This is a genomic window from Bacillus sp. UNC322MFChir4.1 (genome assembly GCF_000746135.1).
GTDB lineage: Bacteria > Bacillota > Bacilli > Bacillales > Bacillaceae_G > Bacillus_A.
In genome coordinates this window covers 1-16,951 of the sequence record NZ_JQKQ01000011.1, presented here as the reverse complement: position 1 = coordinate 16,951, position 16,951 = coordinate 1, and the positions used below count along the sequence as shown (strand labels likewise).

Below are 16,951 nucleotides of genomic sequence, written 5' to 3'. Positions count from 1 at the left end.
GATAGGATAAACAGGTATCCGTTTGCCGTAGAATTTATAATCATGCGCCCATAGCTCAGTCGGATAGAGCGGTGGTTTCCGGTACCACGTCTGCCGGGGGTTCGAATCCCTCTGGGCGCGTCAAAAACCCTAACTTATAGTAAAGTTAGGGTTTTATTAATATAAAAGAGTAGTCTAAGTATAATGAGGTTTCGTTATATTTAAACTACTCTTTTTAATTGTTATTTCTAGAAATGGGAGTTACTATTAGTACGTGGTATAAAGTTTTGAGTGTTTTTAAAAGGTTGGCATTCATTCCTCCTAAATATTATTCGTTTTTTTAGTTGTAATATATAAACTTGAATAATACATATAGAGTAATAATATGTGGATATGGGTGTTAGTCCAGGATTCTCCTTTTTATAAACTTATTGTACAATAGAAGTGAGGGGGAGATTAGGTTGAAAGCAAGTCTTTTACAAGAACAAAGTTTACGTTTGGCAATGACGCAAGAGTTAAGACAAGCAATTACAATGCTCCAGTACAATGTGCAGGAATTAACGGAGTTTTTGTATGAGCAATCGCTGGAAAATCCCCTTATCGAGCTGGGGGGCTTTGACAGGGAGAAGAAAAAAAGTAAAACAACGGGGAAACAAACTGAGAATCAAATGGAAATTTATAGTGTTGATTCAACAACGATTCAACAGCATTTAGTAAACCAATTGCAGTATTATAAAATAGATGAAAAGCAAAGAAGAATTGCCTCATTCATTATTTTAAATATGGATGAGAATGGATATTTACAAGAAACGAATGAGGAATTAGCGTCGTTATTATCAGTGCGTATAGAAGACGTGAATAGCTGTATGGAGCTCGTTCAATCGTTAGAGCCAGCAGGGATAGGAGCGAGAAATATTCAAGAGTGTTTATCCATTCAATTAAAGCGCTTACATAAAAGGAGCGCTTTAGCGGAGATGATTGTAGATGAATATTTTGCATATTTTGTAAAGAAAGATTGGCGCAAATTAGCAAATGTATTGAAGTGTAGTACGGAAGAGTTACAAGAAGCTGTTCATGTGATTACATCGCTGCAACCGAAACCGGGTTTGGCGTTTTCTTCGGAGAAGCCGATGTACATTGTTCCAGATATGGCGGTGAAAAAAGAAGAGAATCGCCTAGTGATTCAGATGAATGAACGTAATATGCCGAGAATTGAAATTCATTCAGAATATAGTGAGCTTCTTCATAATAGTGAAAGTGACGTTGCTTCTTATGTTTCGGAAAAATATCAGCATGTACAATGGATTATGCGTAGTTTAAAACAAAGGAAGCAAACGCTTTTAAATGTAATGGAAGTAATTATTGAAAAGCAACGTGACTTTTTTATGAATGGGCCGCAATATTTAAAGCCACTTGCACTAAAAGAAGTGGCCGAGATATTAGGTGTTCATGAGTCAACGATTAGCCGAGCGACGCGCAATAAATATGTGCAAACGCCGTATGGTTTATTTGAAATGAAGTCGTTCTTTAGCAATGCGGTAACAACTACAGAAGACGAGGCGGTTTCAACGAAGAGAGTAAAGCAGCTTATCGGAGAGTTTGTAGAGAAAGAAAATAAGAAAAAACCACTTTCAGATCAAAAGATTTCAAAAATGTTAGAAGAAGAATACGAAATTGTTGTGTCGCGCAGAACAGTAGCGAAATATCGTGAGCAGTTAAATATTCCAGCTTCTTCTCTGCGAAAAACGATTGTATAGGTGATGAACATGGAGGTTATTCTATATACAAAAGCGGAATGTGGCCTTTGCCAAAAGGCAAAAAAACTTCTGCAAGAATTGCAAGATGAATACGTATTTGATTTGAAGGAAATAAATATATATGAGGATGAACAGCTGTTAGAAAAGTATCATCTTATGATCCCTGTTGTTGAAATTGAAGGGATAGAGGTAGAATATGGAATTATTCACAAAGATGTCATAATGGACAGTATAATTCGTATAATAAGAGTTGAATAACTTTTTATCTCCTGTTACAATAATAAATGTAGCAGGGATTATTTTTTTACTCTATGCGGGACACAATATGTCACTACGGGACATATAATGACCATATAGATAATGAACCAATGTGGTGAGGAGATGCAATATGATGCGCTCATGGATTCAGTATACAAAAAAATTATTACCTGATCTGCTACCTGTTATGCAAAAGAGAATGCAAATTCTTCAGTACATCCGGTTAACGCAACCTATTGGTAGAAGAAACTTATCTGCAAGTCTTGGTATGACAGAACGAGTATTACGAAGTGAAGTACAGGTTTTGAAAGATGAAAACTTGATTCACGTCGCCTCTTCTGGAATGACATTAACAGAAGAAGGAACAGCTGTTGTTCTTGCTTTGGAAGACTTTATGAAAGAAATTTCTGGTTTGAAGGTTTTGGAAAAGCAGCTTAAGGAAACATTAGATTTGGATGAAGTTTTCGTTGTCCCTGGTGATAGTGATGAATCACCTTGGGTCAAGCTGGAAATGGGCCGTGCTTGTGTTGCTCGTATAAAAGATCGTCTAACAGCGAATAATATCGTTGCTGTGACTGGAGGAACCACGATAGCTGCCGTAGCTGATATGATGCAAATTGATTGCAAAGATCTACATATGTTATTTGTCCCAGCACGCGGTGGAATAGGAGAGAGTGTGGAGCTAGAAGCAAACACGATTTGTGCGAAAATGGCACAAAATACGATGAGTAATTATCGCTTATTGTACGTTCCTGACCACGTAAGCGGCGAGGCATACGCATCCATTGTGACAGAACCTTCTGTGAAAGAAATTCTTGAGTTGATTCGATCTTCCAATATTGTCATTCACGGAATCGGTGATGCCCTAACAATGGCGCGTAGAAGAAGTACTTTAGAAGCAGATTGGACGAAAATTAAAGAGAACAAAGCGGTCGGTGAAGCCTTTGGGTACTACTTAAATGAACAAGGTGAAGTTGTTCATAAAGTGCAAACAGTTGGCATGCAGCTTGAAGATTTACAGCATGTATCTCATGTCGTGTCAGTTGCTGGAGGTTCATCAAAAGCGAAAGCGATTCAAGCAGTAATTAAACAAGGGAACACTTCGTTACTAATTACAGACGAAGGTGCAGCAAAAGAGTTAGTAAAGGGTAAATAACCCTTAATATACATCCCCCAAGGAGGAAATTCAAATGACTAAAATTGGTATTAATGGATTTGGCCGTATCGGACGTGTGGTATTCCGCGCAGCTCTTAACAACCCTAACGTGGAAGTAGTAGCAATTAACGACTTAACAGATGCAAAAACATTAGCACATCTTTTAAAATATGACTCTGTTCACGGAACAGTAAATGCAGAAGTATCTGCAAACGGCGATAGCATCGTTGTTAACGGTAAAGAAATCAAAGTTATTGCTGAGCGCGACCCAGCTCAATTACCATGGAGCGACTACGGCGTAGAAGTAGTAGTAGAATCTACTGGCCGTTTCACTAAAAAAGCAGACGCTGAGAAACACTTAGGTGGATCAGTTAAAAAAGTTATCATCTCTGCACCAGCTTCTGACGAAGATATCACAATCGTTATGGGCGTTAACCACGAGCAATATGATGCAGCTAATCATAACGTAATCTCTAACGCTTCTTGTACTACAAACTGCTTAGCTCCATTTGCTAAAGTATTAAACGAAAAATTTGGCATGAAGCGCGGTATGATGACAACTATTCACTCTTACACTAACGATCAACAAATTTTAGACTTACCACATAAAGATTTACGTCGTGCACGTGCAGCAGCAATGAGCATGATCCCAACTACAACTGGTGCAGCGAAAGCAGTAGCATTAGTATTACCAGAACTTAAAGGTAAATTAAATGGTGGTGCAGTTCGTGTTCCAACTGCTAACGTATCTCTTGTTGACTTAGTTGTTGAGCTTGAGAAAGAAGTAACAGTTGAAGAAGTAAACGCAGCATTCAAAGCAGCAGCTGAAGGCGAATTAAAAGGTATCCTTGGATACAGCGAAGAGCCATTAGTATCTATCGACTATAACGGATGCACAAGCTCTTCTACAATCGATGCATTATCTACAATGACTATGGAAGGCAACATGCTTAAAGTTCTTTCTTGGTACGACAACGAAACTGGTTACTCTAACCGCGTAGTTGACTTAGTAGACTACATTGCTTCTAAAGGTCTTTAATTCTTAAGTTTATCAGTTATTAATGACAAAACGAGGGAGAGGGTTTGTTCCCTCTCTCTTCTTTCGTTTTATAAGCAAATGTGATAAGCTTTTGAATGGGTTTTGTCAATCCTAACTAGTCGGAGGGAAATCCAATGAATAAAAAATCAATTCGTGACGTAGATTTAAAGGGTAAACGAGTATTTTGCCGCGTTGACTTCAACGTGCCAATGAAAGAAGGCAAAGTTACAGACGAGACTCGTATTCGTGCAGCTCTTCCTACAATTCAATATTTAGTAGAGCAAGGTGCGAAAGTGATTTTAGCAAGTCATTTAGGTCGTCCAAAAGGACAAGTGGTAGAAGAAATGCGTCTAACTCCAGTAGCAGTACGTTTAGGCGAACTTCTTGGTAAAGACGTGAAAAAAGCGGACGAAGCATTCGGACCTGCTGTACAAGAAATGGTTGCAGCAATGAACGAAGGCGACGTATTAGTTCTTGAAAACGTGCGTTTCTATGCAGGTGAAGAAAAGAACGATGCAGAACTTGCGAAAGAATTTGCAGCTCTTGCTGATATCTTTGTAAATGATGCATTCGGTGCAGCTCACCGTGCTCATGCTTCTACTGCAGGTATTGCAGATTACTTACCAGCAGTATCAGGTTTCTTAATGGAAAAAGAATTAGAAGTATTAGGTAAAGCACTTTCTAATCCGGAACGTCCATTTACAGCAATCATCGGTGGTGCGAAAGTAAAAGATAAAATCGGTGTAATACGTCATCTACTTGATAAAGTTGATAACTTAATCATTGGCGGCGGACTTGCTTATACATTTGTAAAAGCATTAGGTCATGAAATTGGAAAATCTCTATGTGAAGATGACAAAATTGAACTAGCAAAAGAGTTTATCCAACTTGCAAAAGAAAAAGGTGTAAACTTCTACATGCCAGTTGATTGCGTTATTGCAGATGAGTTTTCTGAAACTGCAAACCGACAAGTTGTAGATATCGATTCTATTCCTGCTACTTGGCAAAGTTTAGATATCGGACCAAAAACAAGTGCAATTTATGCAGATGTAATTAAAAACTCTAAGCTTGTTGTATGGAATGGACCAATGGGCGTATTCGAAATGGCTCCATATGCAGAAGGTACAAAAGCAGTAGGACAAGCATTAGCAGATGCAGAAGGTACATACTCTGTTATCGGCGGTGGTGACTCTGCAGCAGCTGTTGAACTATTTGGTATGGCTGATAAAATGAGCCACATTTCTACTGGCGGCGGTGCGTCATTAGAATTTATGGAAGGTAAAGAACTTCCTGGTGTAGTTTGTCTTAACGACAAATAATTAGCAGCCAAGAAAAAGGACGGTGCAAAGCATGCGTAAACCAATTATCGCAGGTAACTGGAAAATGAATAAAACTCTATCTGAAGCAGTTAGCTTCGTAGAGGAAGTAAAAGGTCAAATCCCAGCTAGGGCGGCTGTTGATGCAGTTGTTTGTTCTCCAGCTCTTTTCTTAGAGCGTCTTGTAGCAGCTTCAGAAGGAACTGATTTACAAGTAGGTGCACAAAACATGCACTTCGAAAAGAATGGTGCATTCACTGGCGAAATTAGCCCGGTAGCACTTAGCGACTTAAAAGTAAGCTATGTAGTACTTGGTCACTCTGAACGTCGTGAAATGTTTGCTGAAACAGACGAAACAGTAAACAAAAAGACTCTTGCAGCATTTGAACATGGTTTAACACCAATCGTTTGCTGTGGTGAAACGTTAGAAGAGCGCGAAAGCGGAAAAACATTTGATCTTGTAGCAGGTCAAGTGACAAAAGCACTTGCAGGCTTAACAGAAGAGCAAGTAAAAGTAACTGTTATCGCTTATGAGCCAATTTGGGCAATCGGTACAGGTAAATCTTCTTCTGCACAAGATGCAAACGAAGTATGTGCGCACATCCGTAAAGTTGTTGCTGAAGCAGTCTCTCCGGCAGCGGCAGAAGCAGTTCGTATTCAATACGGCGGTAGCGTAAAACCTGAAAACATTAAAGAATACATGGCACAATCTGATATCGATGGTGCTTTAGTTGGCGGCGCAAGCTTAGAGCCTGCTTCCTTCTTAGGTCTTTTGGAGGCGGTAAAATGAGAAAGCCAACAGCTTTAATCATTCTTGACGGTTTCGGTTTACGTGAAGAAACATACGGGAATGCTGTAGCACAAGCTAAGAAGCCTAATTTCGACGGTTACTGGAGCAAATTCCCTCACACAACACTAACAGCGTGCGGTGAGGCGGTAGGTCTTCCAGAAGGTCAAATGGGTAACTCTGAGGTAGGTCACTTAAATATTGGTGCCGGCCGCACTGTATACCAAAGCTTAACACGTGTTAACGTTGCAATTCGTGAAGGTGAGTTCGATCAGAACGAAACGTTCCAAAGTGCAATGAAACACGTAAAGGAAAAGGGTACAGCTCTTCATTTATTCGGTTTACTTTCTGATGGCGGTGTGCATAGTCACATTGACCATATGTTTGCTCTTCTTCGCTTAGCTGCAAAAGAAGGCGTGGAGAAAGTATATCTTCATGCGTTCTTAGATGGCCGCGATGTTGGTCCGCAAACAGCAAAAGGGTATATCGATGCAGCAAATGAAGTAATCAAAGAAACAGGAGTAGGACAATTCGCGACAATCTCCGGTCGTTATTACTCCATGGACCGTGACAAGCGTTGGGATCGCGTTGAAAAATGTTACCGTGCCATGGTAAAAGGCGAAGGCCCTACTTACAAAACAGCACATGAGTGTGTGGATGACTCATATGCAAATGGTATCTATGATGAATTCGTATTGCCGTCTGTAATGGTAAATGAAGATGAAACGCCAGTTGCAACTATCAATGATGATGATGCAATCATCTTCTACAATTTCCGTCCAGATCGTGCAATTCAAATTGCGCGTGTATTTACAAACGAAGATTTCCGTGAGTTCGATCGTGGTGAAAAAGTACCTCGCATTCCAGAATTCGTTTGTATGACACACTTTAGTGAAACTGTAAAAGGTTACGTAGCATTCAAGCCAATGAACTTGGATAATACGTTAGGTGAAGTTGTTTCACAAGCGGGATTAAAACAACTTCGCATTGCGGAAACTGAAAAGTATCCGCACGTTACATTCTTCTTTAGCGGTGGTCGTGAGGCTGAATTCCCAGGAGAAGAGCGTATCTTAATTAACTCGCCTAAGGTTGCAACGTATGACTTGAAACCTGAAATGAGCATTTACGAAGTTACGGACGCTTTAGTAAATGAAATTGAAAATGATAAGCATGATGTAATCATTCTTAACTTTGCAAACTGTGATATGGTTGGCCATTCTGGGATGATGGAACCAACAATTAAAGCAGTAGAAGCAACTGATGAATGTTTAGGAAAAGTTGTAGAAGCGATTCTTGCAAAAGATGGTGTAGCACTTATTACTGCTGACCATGGTAATGCTGATGAGGAGTTAACTCCAGAAGGCACACCGATGACTGCTCATACAACAAACCCGGTTCCTTTCATCGTTACAAAAGAAGGTATTGAGCTTCGCGGCGACGGTATTTTGGGAGATATCGCACCAACAATGCTTACACTTCTTGGCGTTGAACAGCCAAAAGAAATGACAGGTAAAACAATTATTAAATAATTACTCATATAATAAAGGAGAGAAATAATATGCCAGCAATTTTAGATGTTTATGCTCGTGAAGTTTTAGACTCTCGTGGTAACCCAACTGTAGAAGTAGAAGTATACACGGAAAGCGGTTCATTCGGACGCGCATTAGTACCAAGTGGTGCATCTACTGGTGAATACGAAGCAGTAGAATTACGTGACGGTGACAAATCTCGTTACCTTGGTAAAGGTGTTCTTAACGCAGTAAATAATGTAAATGAAATTATCGCTCCAGAAATCGTTGGTTTCGACGTAACTGACCAAGCTGGAATCGACCGTGCTATGATCGAATTAGACGGCACTCCAAACAAAGGTAAATTAGGCGCTAACGCTATCCTTGGTGTATCTATGGCAGTAGCTCATGCAGCAGCTGACTATGTAGGTCTTCCATTATACCGTTACCTTGGTGGATTCAATGCAAAACAATTACCAACTCCAATGATGAACATCATCAACGGTGGTTCTCACGCTGACAACAACGTAGACTTCCAAGAGTTCATGATCTTACCAGTTGGTGCTCCAACATTCAAAGAAGCAATCCGTATGGGTGCTGAAGTATTCCATGCATTAAAAGCTGTATTACATGACAAAGGTCTTAACACAGCAGTAGGTGACGAAGGTGGATTCGCTCCAAACCTTGGTTCTAACCGTGAAGCATTAGAAGTAATCATCGAAGCAATCGAAAAAGCTGGTTACAAAGCTGGCGAAAACGTATTCTTAGGAATGGACGTTGCTTCTTCTGAATTCTACAACAAAGAAACTGGTAAATATGATCTTACAGGTGAAGGACGCAGCATGACTTCTGCAGAAATGGTTGATTTCTACGAAGATCTTTGCAATAACTTCCCAATCATCTCTATTGAAGATGGTTTAGACGAAAACGACTGGGATGGCCACAAGTTATTAACTGACCGTCTTGGCAAAAAAGTTCAATTAGTTGGTGACGACTTATTCGTAACGAACACACAAAAACTTGCTGAAGGTATCGAAAAAGGTATCTCTAACTCTATCCTAATTAAAGTTAACCAAATCGGTACTTTAACTGAAACTTTCGAAGCAATCGAAATGGCTAAACGTGCTGGTTACACAGCAGTTGTATCTCACCGTTCTGGTGAAACTGAAGATGCTACAATCGCTGACATCGCAGTTGCAACTAACGCTGGCCAAATCAAAACTGGTTCTATGAGCCGTACTGACCGTATTGCGAAATACAACCAATTATTACGCATCGAAGACGAACTAGGCGAAATCGCTGTTTACGGTGGTTTAAAATCTTTCTACAACTTAAAGAAGTAATTTCTGTAAGGTAGAATAGTATTGCTTTTACCTCCTATAAATGTGGACATCCACGTTTATAGGAGGTTTTTTTAATATGAGGAACCATTGCTAATTCTGTTATAAATACAGAAAAATCAGAATGTAAGCGCCTACCACATTGTGCCAAATTTGTCAACAAAATAAATTGAAGGTCTTTACAATTTGTACTATGATTAGTTAGGGAAATGTCAACAATCGCATAATAAAGGATGATAGATAGATGAAATTCACGAAAATTATTGTCCAAGTAGCAGCGCTTTACGTATTTTATATGATTGGAACGTGGATAGGAGGCACATTTCATCTTCCGATTCCAGGAAGTTTAATAGGGATGCTTTTGTTATTTATATTGCTGAGCTTAAACGTCCTTCCAGTAAAGTGGTTTGACTTTGGAGCAGAAACATTGGTGGATCTTATGCCATTTTTATTAGTTCCCTCAATCATTGGTTTAATGAATTATGGTTCTTTTTTTGTGAGTAAAGGTATTTCGTTGTTAATTACTGTTGTTCTGAGTACGTTTATTATTATCGTTGTAGCAGGGCATACAGGACAATACTTTGCGAATAGAAAGGAAAAAGAGATACAATGAGTATAGTAATTGGAATTGGTTGGATTATATTGACAGTGCTATTATATCAATTATCGAAGAAGATTTATGAGTGGTTTCCAACGCCGTTTACGATTCCCATGCTTGTCGCAACAGCTTTAATGATTATATTGTTAGTTGTATTTGGTATACCATATCAACAATACATGCAAAGCGGCGGGGGCTGGATTTCGAAATTGCTTGGTCCTGGGGTAGTAGCGTTTGCGATCCCTCTTTATAAACAACGCAGTGTTTTAAGAAAGTATATTATCCCAATTGTTGGCGGTGTATTGATTGGAACAATCGTTGCCATTGCAAGTGATGTGATGATTGCAACCGTTATTGGAACGGATAAAAGCTTAATTTTATCTTCCTTACCGAAGTCAGTAACGATGCCAGTAGCTATGAGTGTGTCAGAGGAAGTTGGCGGTGTACCATCGTTAACGGCTGCTTTCGTAGTAGTTGCCGGAATATCTGGAGCAATTACCGGTCCTCTTTTATTAAAATGGAGCAGAGTGACAAATTCTGTTGGGATAGGAATTGGACTTGGTTGTGCATCGCATATTATGGGTGTTATGCGTGCGATGAAAAATAATGAGAACGAAGGCGTAATCGGATCAGTAACGATGACATTAGCAGCAATCTTAACATGTTTACTAGGTCCATTATTTGCATCGTTTTTTATTTAATTTGGTGAAGTATTGGGCGTATGAGACGCTCTCGCTTTTCCAATTATTTTATGTTACATTTAAAGTAATTGAAACTTGAGGAGGCGTGTAAAGTGCATACGTTTTTATCGGTCCTGCTTATTATTGTATCGTTGTTATTAATTGTACTTGTATTAATGCAATCCAGTAAGAGCGCTGGTTTATCTGGTGCAATTTCTGGCGGTGCGGAGCAATTATTTGGCAAGCAAAAAGCACGCGGAGTAGAAGCTGTATTAAACCGCATTACAATTGTTCTTGCTGTATTATTCTTCGCGTTAACATTTGCAGTTACGTATTTACAAGTCTAAGTATAAAAGATTCGCCTTTTCGGGTTGAATCTTTTTTTATTTGCCCTGAGAATTTCTAATTAGATTATGGAAAAGAAACTATGTTACACTATGAATAGACAATATATAAATACAAATTTAAAAAACGACATAAAAGCCTTTTTTAGGGACGGACGAGAGCATCTGGCCATGCATGGAGGCGGTCAGGGCCTAGGAGGCAGAGTTAGACAAAGATGTCGGAAAATTAAAGTGGACATATATATGAAGATTACATTATAGGAAGAGAAGGAGATTGGGAAATGAAGCTAGCATCCCCAAAACCATTTACATTTGAAGCGGGAGAACGTGCAGTTTTACTATTACATGGTTTTACAGGAAATTCTGCAGATGTTCGTATGCTCGGACGTTATTTAGAGACAAAAGGCTACACATGCCATGCGCCAATTTATAAAGGTCATGGTGTACCACCAGAGCAGCTTGTACACACAGGTCCAGAAGACTGGTGGAAAGATGTAATGGGAGCATATCAGCATTTAAAAGATAAAGGATACGAAAAGATTGCAGCAGTTGGTTTATCGCTTGGCGGCGTTTTTTCGTTAAAACTTGCTTATACAATGCCAATTATCGGAGTGGTACCGATGTGTGCTCCGATGTACATTAAAAGCGAAGAAACGATGTACCAAGGTATACTAGCGTACGCACGCGAATATAAAAAGCGTGAGCGTAAATCGCCAGAGAAGATCGAAGAAGAGATGTTTGCATTTAAGCAAACACCGATGAACACATTAAGAGCACTGCAAGATTTAATTCGCGATGTGCGCAATAACATCGATATGATTTATGCACCAACGTTTGTTGTGCAAGCACGCCATGACGAAATGATTAATACAGATAGCGCAAATATTATTTATCATGGAGTAGAATCAAACTTGAAGGAAATTAAGTGGTATGAGGATTCTACACATGTAATTACGCTTGATAAGCAGCGTGATGAGCTGCATGAGGATGTATATAACTTCTTAGAGCAACTAGATTGGTAAGATCTAGTTGCGTATTTTTTACATATGTAAAAATATAAAAACCTCTTTTTTAGGATTGGCGAGAGGGACTGGCCATGTGTAGGAGCGGTCAGTGCCCTTGTTCTGCCACGCGCGAGGTTTGAAATACAGGGAGAAGACGAGAGCGGGTCTTGTTTTGTTTTCATAGCAGTGATTTGTATGTTGAAAAACCGGTATAAAAACAAGAAGGACGAGAGCAGGTTCTGTTTTGAGCAACTTATGTGTTGAAACGTTAAAATGGATTGATATAAGGCAACATCATTTATATATGGTTATCTTTTCGGATACAATATTAAATACGAGGATTTTGAAGGAGGTTTTTGTACTTGGAGGAAATGATTCAGGAGAATATCGATAAGTTGTTATCGTTTATGAAAGAGGAAGCATATAAGCCGCTTACTGTGCAAGAGTTGGAAGAAGCGTTTGGTATTGAAGATGCGGCGGATTTTAAAGAGTTTGTGAAAGCACTTGTTATTATGGAGGAAAAAGGACTTGTTGTGCGGACGAGAAGTAATCGTTACGGTCTTCCAGAGAAAATGAATTTAGTGCGCGGTAAACTCATCGGACATGCTCGTGGCTTTGCGTTTGTCGTACCAGAGGAAAAAGGGACAGATGATATTTTTATACCGCCAACAGAATTAAAAGGCGCGCTGCATGGTGATACAGTATTGGCGCGTATTAGTTCAGAGTCAAGTGGTTCGCGCAAGGAAGGGACAATTGTTCGTATTATAGAGCGCGGAACGAAAGAATTAGTTGGTACATATACAGAATCGAAAAACTTTGGCTTTGTGCTTCCTGACAATAAGCGCTGGACGAGTGATATTTTCGTTCCAAAAAATGCTTCTATGGGTGCGGTAGAAGGGCATAAAGTTGTTGTGAAAATTACAAGCTATCCGCAAGACCGTTTAAGTGCAGAAGGAGAAGTTATTCAAATTCTTGGTCATAAAAACGACCCAGGCGTTGATATTTTATCTGTTATTCATAAGCATAACTTACCGCTTGCGTTTCCGCTAGACGTAATGGAGCATGCGAACAGTGTACCAGAAACGATTGATGAAAACGATTTACAAGGGCGTCGTGATTTACGAGATCAAACAATCGTTACAATCGATGGCGCGGATGCGAAAGACTTAGATGATGCGGTTACAGTAACGAAGCTTGAGAACGACAATTACAAGCTTGGTGTACATATTGCTGATGTAAGTCATTACGTGACAGAAGGTTCAGCAATTGATCGCGAAGCCGCGGAGCGCGGAACGAGTATTTATCTTGTAGACCGTGTAATCCCAATGATTCCACATCGTTTATCTAACGGAATTTGTTCATTAAATCCAAAGGTAGACCGTTTAACTTTATCTTGTGAAATGGAAATTAATGAGCAAGGGGAAGTAGTAAAGCATGAAATTTTCCAAAGTGTGATTAAAACAGCGGAGCGTATGACGTATTCTGATGTGAAGCGCATTTTGGACGATGAAGATGAAGAACTAATGGAGCGCTATGAGCCGTTAATCCCAATGTTCCAAGAGATGGGGAAACTAGCTGCTATTTTACGTGAAAAGCGTATGCGCCGCGGAGCAATTGACTTTGACTTCAAGGAAGCAAAAGTATTAGTGGACGAAGAGGGCAAACCGACAGACGTTGTATTACGTGAACGTTCTGTTGCGGAAAAGCTTATTGAAGAATTTATGCTAGTCGCAAACGAAACGGTTGCAGAGCATTTCCACTGGATGAACTTACCGTTTATGTACCGCGTTCACGAAGACCCGAAAGAAGATAAACTAGAGCGTTTCTTTGAGTTTATTACGAGCTTTGGGTATGCGGTAAAAGGACGCGGAAATGAAGTACATCCGCGTGCGCTGCAACAAATTCTTGAAATGGTACATGGTCAACCAGAAGAGGTTGTGATTTCAACAGTTATGCTTCGTTCTATGAAGCAAGCACGTTACGATGCGGATAGTTTAGGCCACTTCGGTTTATCGACAGAGTTCTATACACATTTCACATCACCAATTCGCCGTTATCCTGATTTAATTGTGCATAGATTAATTCGCACATATATAATTAACGGAAAAGTGGATCATGAAACACAAGCAAGATGGCGTGAGGATTTACCGGATATTGCGGAGCATTCTTCAAATATGGAGCGCCGCGCTGTTGAAGCAGAGCGTGAAACAGATGAATTGAAAAAAGCAGAATACATGCTTGATAAAGTTGGTGAAGAATACGACGGAATCATTAGTTCTGTAACAAACTTCGGTTTATTCGTCGAACTTCCAAATACAATTGAAGGTCTTGTTCACGTTAGCTATTTAACAGATGACTACTATCGTTATGACGAACATCATTTTGCGATGATTGGCGAACGAACAGGGAACGTCTTCCGCATTGGTGATGAAATTACGATTCGCGTAATTAACGTAAACAAAGATGAACGCGCGATTGACTTTGAAATTGTCGGCATGAAAGGCAGTGTAAAACGACAACGAAAAGATCGCCCAGTTGTAATTGACCAGCCAAAAGGAAATAGAAGAAAACGCAGTGATCGTGATAACAATCGCGGCGGACAAGGAAAAGATTCGAGTCGCAACGGAAAACAAAATGGAAATGGAAACAAAAAGAAAAAGCCATTCTTTGAAAATGCACCGAACTTTAAGAAGAAAAAGAAAAAACGTAAGTAAGAAAGAAGCCGTATATGGCTTCTTTCTTCATATTTTGTTACAATGATACAAATGAAGGGAGGCAGCAAAGAGATGCCAAAAGGTCAAGGGAAAGTCATCGCACAAAATAAAAAAGCATTCCATGATTATTTTATTGAAGAAACATTTGAAGCAGGTCTTGTCCTTCAAGGAACAGAAATTAAGGCGATTCGTGCCGGTCGTGTAAACTTAAAAGATGCCTTTGCACGTGTGCAAAATGGTGAAGTATGGGTACATAATATGCACATTAGTCCATATGAACAAGGAAATCGTTTTAACCATGATCCGCTTCGTACAAGAAAGTTACTTCTTCATAAAAAAGAAATTTTAAAGCTAATCGGTTATACGAAAGAAACAGGTTATACGCTTGTACCGCTTAAAATTTACTTAAAAAATGGATTTGCGAAAATGGCACTTGGTTTAGGGAAAGGTAAAAAGCAATATGATAAGCGCCATGATTTAAAAGAAAAAGAAGCAAAACGTGAAATTGCACGTGTATTCCGCGATCGTCAAAAAATGTAATACAGAAATTTACAATTGCAAAATGACGATCGTGTGCTATAATAACAAATGTAAGGCCAGTTGAACATTGAAAAACAGCTCAATAGCAGCTATCACGAATATACTTCGTATGCTCCATTTCTTATATGGGGACGTTACGGATTCGACAGGGGTAGTTCGAGCTTAGGTTGCGAGTCGAGGGGATCGGCCTCGTTAAAACGTCAAAGCCTATAACTGGCAAACAACAAAACAACTTCGCTTTAGCTGCTTAATAACAGCTTTTAGCGGTTCGTCCCTCCATCGCCCATGTGGTAGGGTAGCGGACTCACTCTAAGTGGGCTACGCCGGAGTTCACCGTCTGAGGACAAAGGAAGAGAACAACCAGACTAGCAATTCGGAAGCCTGTCGATAGGCTGAAGAATTTGCGAAATGCTAATATATCGACTACACTCGTAGAAGCTTAAGTGCCGATACTTTTGGACGTGGGTTCGACTCCCACCGTCTCCACCAATACATATTTGGTGGTTTTTTTATTTTGTATGTAACAAGAAGCATAAGATGGCCGTTTTGGCCAACTTATGCTTCTTTTAGTTTACGGCCAACTTATGCTTCCAATATAAAAAATGAGTGTGGATTCTCTTGAGGTTTTATTAGATTAGGACTTGCCACCCAAATTGCCTACGTACGTTTTCCAGGAAAACTATTATCTGAGAATAATAAATATGTTGAATGCTACTCTTATTAACAATACAAAGGGAACCTGATACATTCTCATATGCAACATTGCATACAAGAATGTATTGATAAAAATGAAAGCGCTTACTATAATAAGGGTATAAAGATAAAACACATTTTAGCAACAACAAAGGGAGAGTAAATACTATGACAATCGCAATGACAATTTTAAAATTTCTAGGTGGAGCACTTCCAATAGTTCAAGGACTTTTAAAAGCATTTATGTAAGTTTACTATTTAGCAATTATTGATAAATAACTATCATACTTAAATACGCAAAAGAGGAAGAAGTTGATTTTTTTGAAAAATAGAAAAAATACTAAGGGAATAAAATTACTAGCATGTTTATCAATTGGTTTATGCACTTTTAATTATACATCTATTTCTTTCGCTGAAACACCTAAAAGTAATTCAGCTGATCAAGTAAAAAAAGCTATTGACATTGATACTGGTATAGGAAATCTAAAGTATAATAATCAAGAGGTTTTAGCAGTAAATGGTGATAAGGTAGAGAGTTTTGTTCCGAAAGAAAGTAGTAATTCAAATGGTAAATTTGTAGTAGTTGAACGTGAGAAAAAATCACTTACAACTTCACCAGTGGATATTTCGATTATTGATTCTGTGGTTAATCGCACTTATCCAGGAGCAGTACAACTTGCAAATAAAGCTTTTGCAGATAATCAACCTGATTTATTAGTGGCTAAGAGAAAACCTTTGAATATTAGTATCGACTTACCTGGTATGAGAAAAGACAATACAATTACTGTCCAAAATCCTACATATGGTAATGTGTCTGGAGCAGTAGATGAATTAGTATCGACTTGGAATGAAAAGTATTCAAACACACATACGTTACCTGCAAGAACGCAGTATACAGAATCTATGGTGTATAGTAAATCTCAAATCGCAAGTGCTCTTAATGTTAACGCTAAATATCTTGACAATTCACTGAACATTGATTTTAAAGCAGTTGCAGATGGCGAGAAAAAAGTGATGGTTGCGGCATATAAGCAAATCTTCTATACAGTAAGTGCAGAACTACCTAACAATCCATCAGATCTTTTTGATAATAGTGTTACGTTTGATGAGTTAACTCGTAAAGGGGTAAGTAATACGGCTCCACCTGTTATGGTGTCAAATGTAGCTTATGGTAGAACAGTTTATGTGAAATTAGAAACATCATCTAAGAGCAAAGATGTACAAGCTGCTTTTAAAGC

Annotated in this window: 15 protein-coding genes, 1 tRNA gene and 1 other RNA gene; all 17 read left to right on the top strand. The window is 39.1% G+C overall.

Annotation, left to right across the window (positions count from 1 at the left end):
* The first annotated feature begins 44 nt into the window (after positions 1-44).
* A tRNA-Arg gene (locus BR72_RS04275) sits at positions 45-120 on the top strand.
* A 320-nt stretch (positions 121-440) separates the two neighbouring features.
* A complete protein-coding gene (gene rpoN / locus BR72_RS04270) occupies positions 441-1,736 on the top strand; it encodes an RNA polymerase factor sigma-54 (RefSeq protein WP_035430459.1) in 1,296 nt (431 codons plus the stop codon).
* A gap of 9 nt (positions 1,737-1,745) precedes the next feature.
* On the top strand, positions 1,746-1,994 hold the full coding sequence (locus BR72_RS04265; protein ID WP_035430458.1) for a glutaredoxin family protein: 249 nt from the start codon (positions 1,746-1,748) through the stop codon (positions 1,992-1,994).
* Between the two features lie 133 nt (positions 1,995-2,127).
* Positions 2,128-3,150, top strand: a complete 1,023-nt coding sequence (locus tag BR72_RS04260; protein ID WP_035430668.1) for a sugar-binding transcriptional regulator — start codon at positions 2,128-2,130, stop codon at positions 3,148-3,150.
* Between the two features lie 34 nt (positions 3,151-3,184).
* Positions 3,185-4,189, top strand: coding sequence for a type I glyceraldehyde-3-phosphate dehydrogenase (gene gap / locus BR72_RS04255; protein ID WP_035430457.1), 1,005 nt, complete (start codon positions 3,185-3,187; stop codon positions 4,187-4,189).
* Positions 4,190-4,323: 134 nt separating this feature from the next.
* Complete coding sequence (locus BR72_RS04250; RefSeq protein WP_035430456.1) at positions 4,324-5,508, top strand: phosphoglycerate kinase; 1,185 nt, start codon at positions 4,324-4,326, stop codon at positions 5,506-5,508.
* A 31-nt stretch (positions 5,509-5,539) separates the two neighbouring features.
* The gene (gene tpiA, locus BR72_RS04245; protein WP_035430455.1) at positions 5,540-6,295 is read left to right on the top strand and encodes a triose-phosphate isomerase; all 756 of its coding nucleotides are present in this window, start codon (positions 5,540-5,542) and stop codon (positions 6,293-6,295) included.
* On the top strand, positions 6,292-7,821 hold the full coding sequence (gpmI, locus tag BR72_RS04240) for a 2,3-bisphosphoglycerate-independent phosphoglycerate mutase (protein WP_035430454.1): 1,530 nt from the start codon (positions 6,292-6,294) through the stop codon (positions 7,819-7,821). Before tpiA ends, gpmI begins: the two co-directional genes overlap by 4 nt.
* A gap of 29 nt (positions 7,822-7,850) precedes the next feature.
* Positions 7,851-9,143: a phosphopyruvate hydratase gene (eno, locus tag BR72_RS04235; RefSeq protein WP_035430453.1), complete on the top strand. Its 1,293-nt coding sequence runs from the start codon at positions 7,851-7,853 to the stop codon at positions 9,141-9,143.
* Positions 9,144-9,384: 241 nt separating this feature from the next.
* Positions 9,385-9,753, top strand: coding sequence for a CidA/LrgA family holin-like protein (locus BR72_RS04230; protein ID WP_035430452.1), 369 nt, complete (start codon positions 9,385-9,387; stop codon positions 9,751-9,753).
* The gene (locus BR72_RS04225; protein WP_035430451.1) at positions 9,750-10,439 is read left to right on the top strand and encodes an LrgB family protein; all 690 of its coding nucleotides are present in this window, start codon (positions 9,750-9,752) and stop codon (positions 10,437-10,439) included. The genes BR72_RS04230 and BR72_RS04225 overlap by 4 nt, the downstream gene beginning before the upstream one ends.
* 92 nt (positions 10,440-10,531) lie before the next feature.
* Entirely contained in the window at positions 10,532-10,765 is a 234-nt protein-coding gene (gene secG, locus BR72_RS04220; RefSeq protein WP_035430449.1) for a preprotein translocase subunit SecG, read from the top strand.
* A 278-nt stretch (positions 10,766-11,043) separates the two neighbouring features.
* Positions 11,044-11,784, top strand: a complete 741-nt coding sequence (locus BR72_RS04215) for an alpha/beta hydrolase (protein WP_035430447.1) — start codon at positions 11,044-11,046, stop codon at positions 11,782-11,784.
* A gap of 353 nt (positions 11,785-12,137) precedes the next feature.
* The gene (gene rnr / locus BR72_RS04210) at positions 12,138-14,480 is read left to right on the top strand and encodes a ribonuclease R (protein ID WP_420482260.1); all 2,343 of its coding nucleotides are present in this window, start codon (positions 12,138-12,140) and stop codon (positions 14,478-14,480) included.
* Between the two features lie 72 nt (positions 14,481-14,552).
* Positions 14,553-15,020: an SsrA-binding protein SmpB gene (smpB, locus tag BR72_RS04205; protein WP_035430443.1), complete on the top strand. Its 468-nt coding sequence runs from the start codon at positions 14,553-14,555 to the stop codon at positions 15,018-15,020.
* Positions 15,021-15,147: 127 nt separating this feature from the next.
* Positions 15,148-15,509: a transfer-messenger RNA gene (gene ssrA, locus BR72_RS25275) on the top strand.
* Between the two features lie 516 nt (positions 15,510-16,025).
* On the top strand, positions 16,026-16,951 hold a 926-nt coding region (locus BR72_RS04195; RefSeq protein WP_035430441.1), incomplete at its 3' end, for a thiol-activated cytolysin family protein.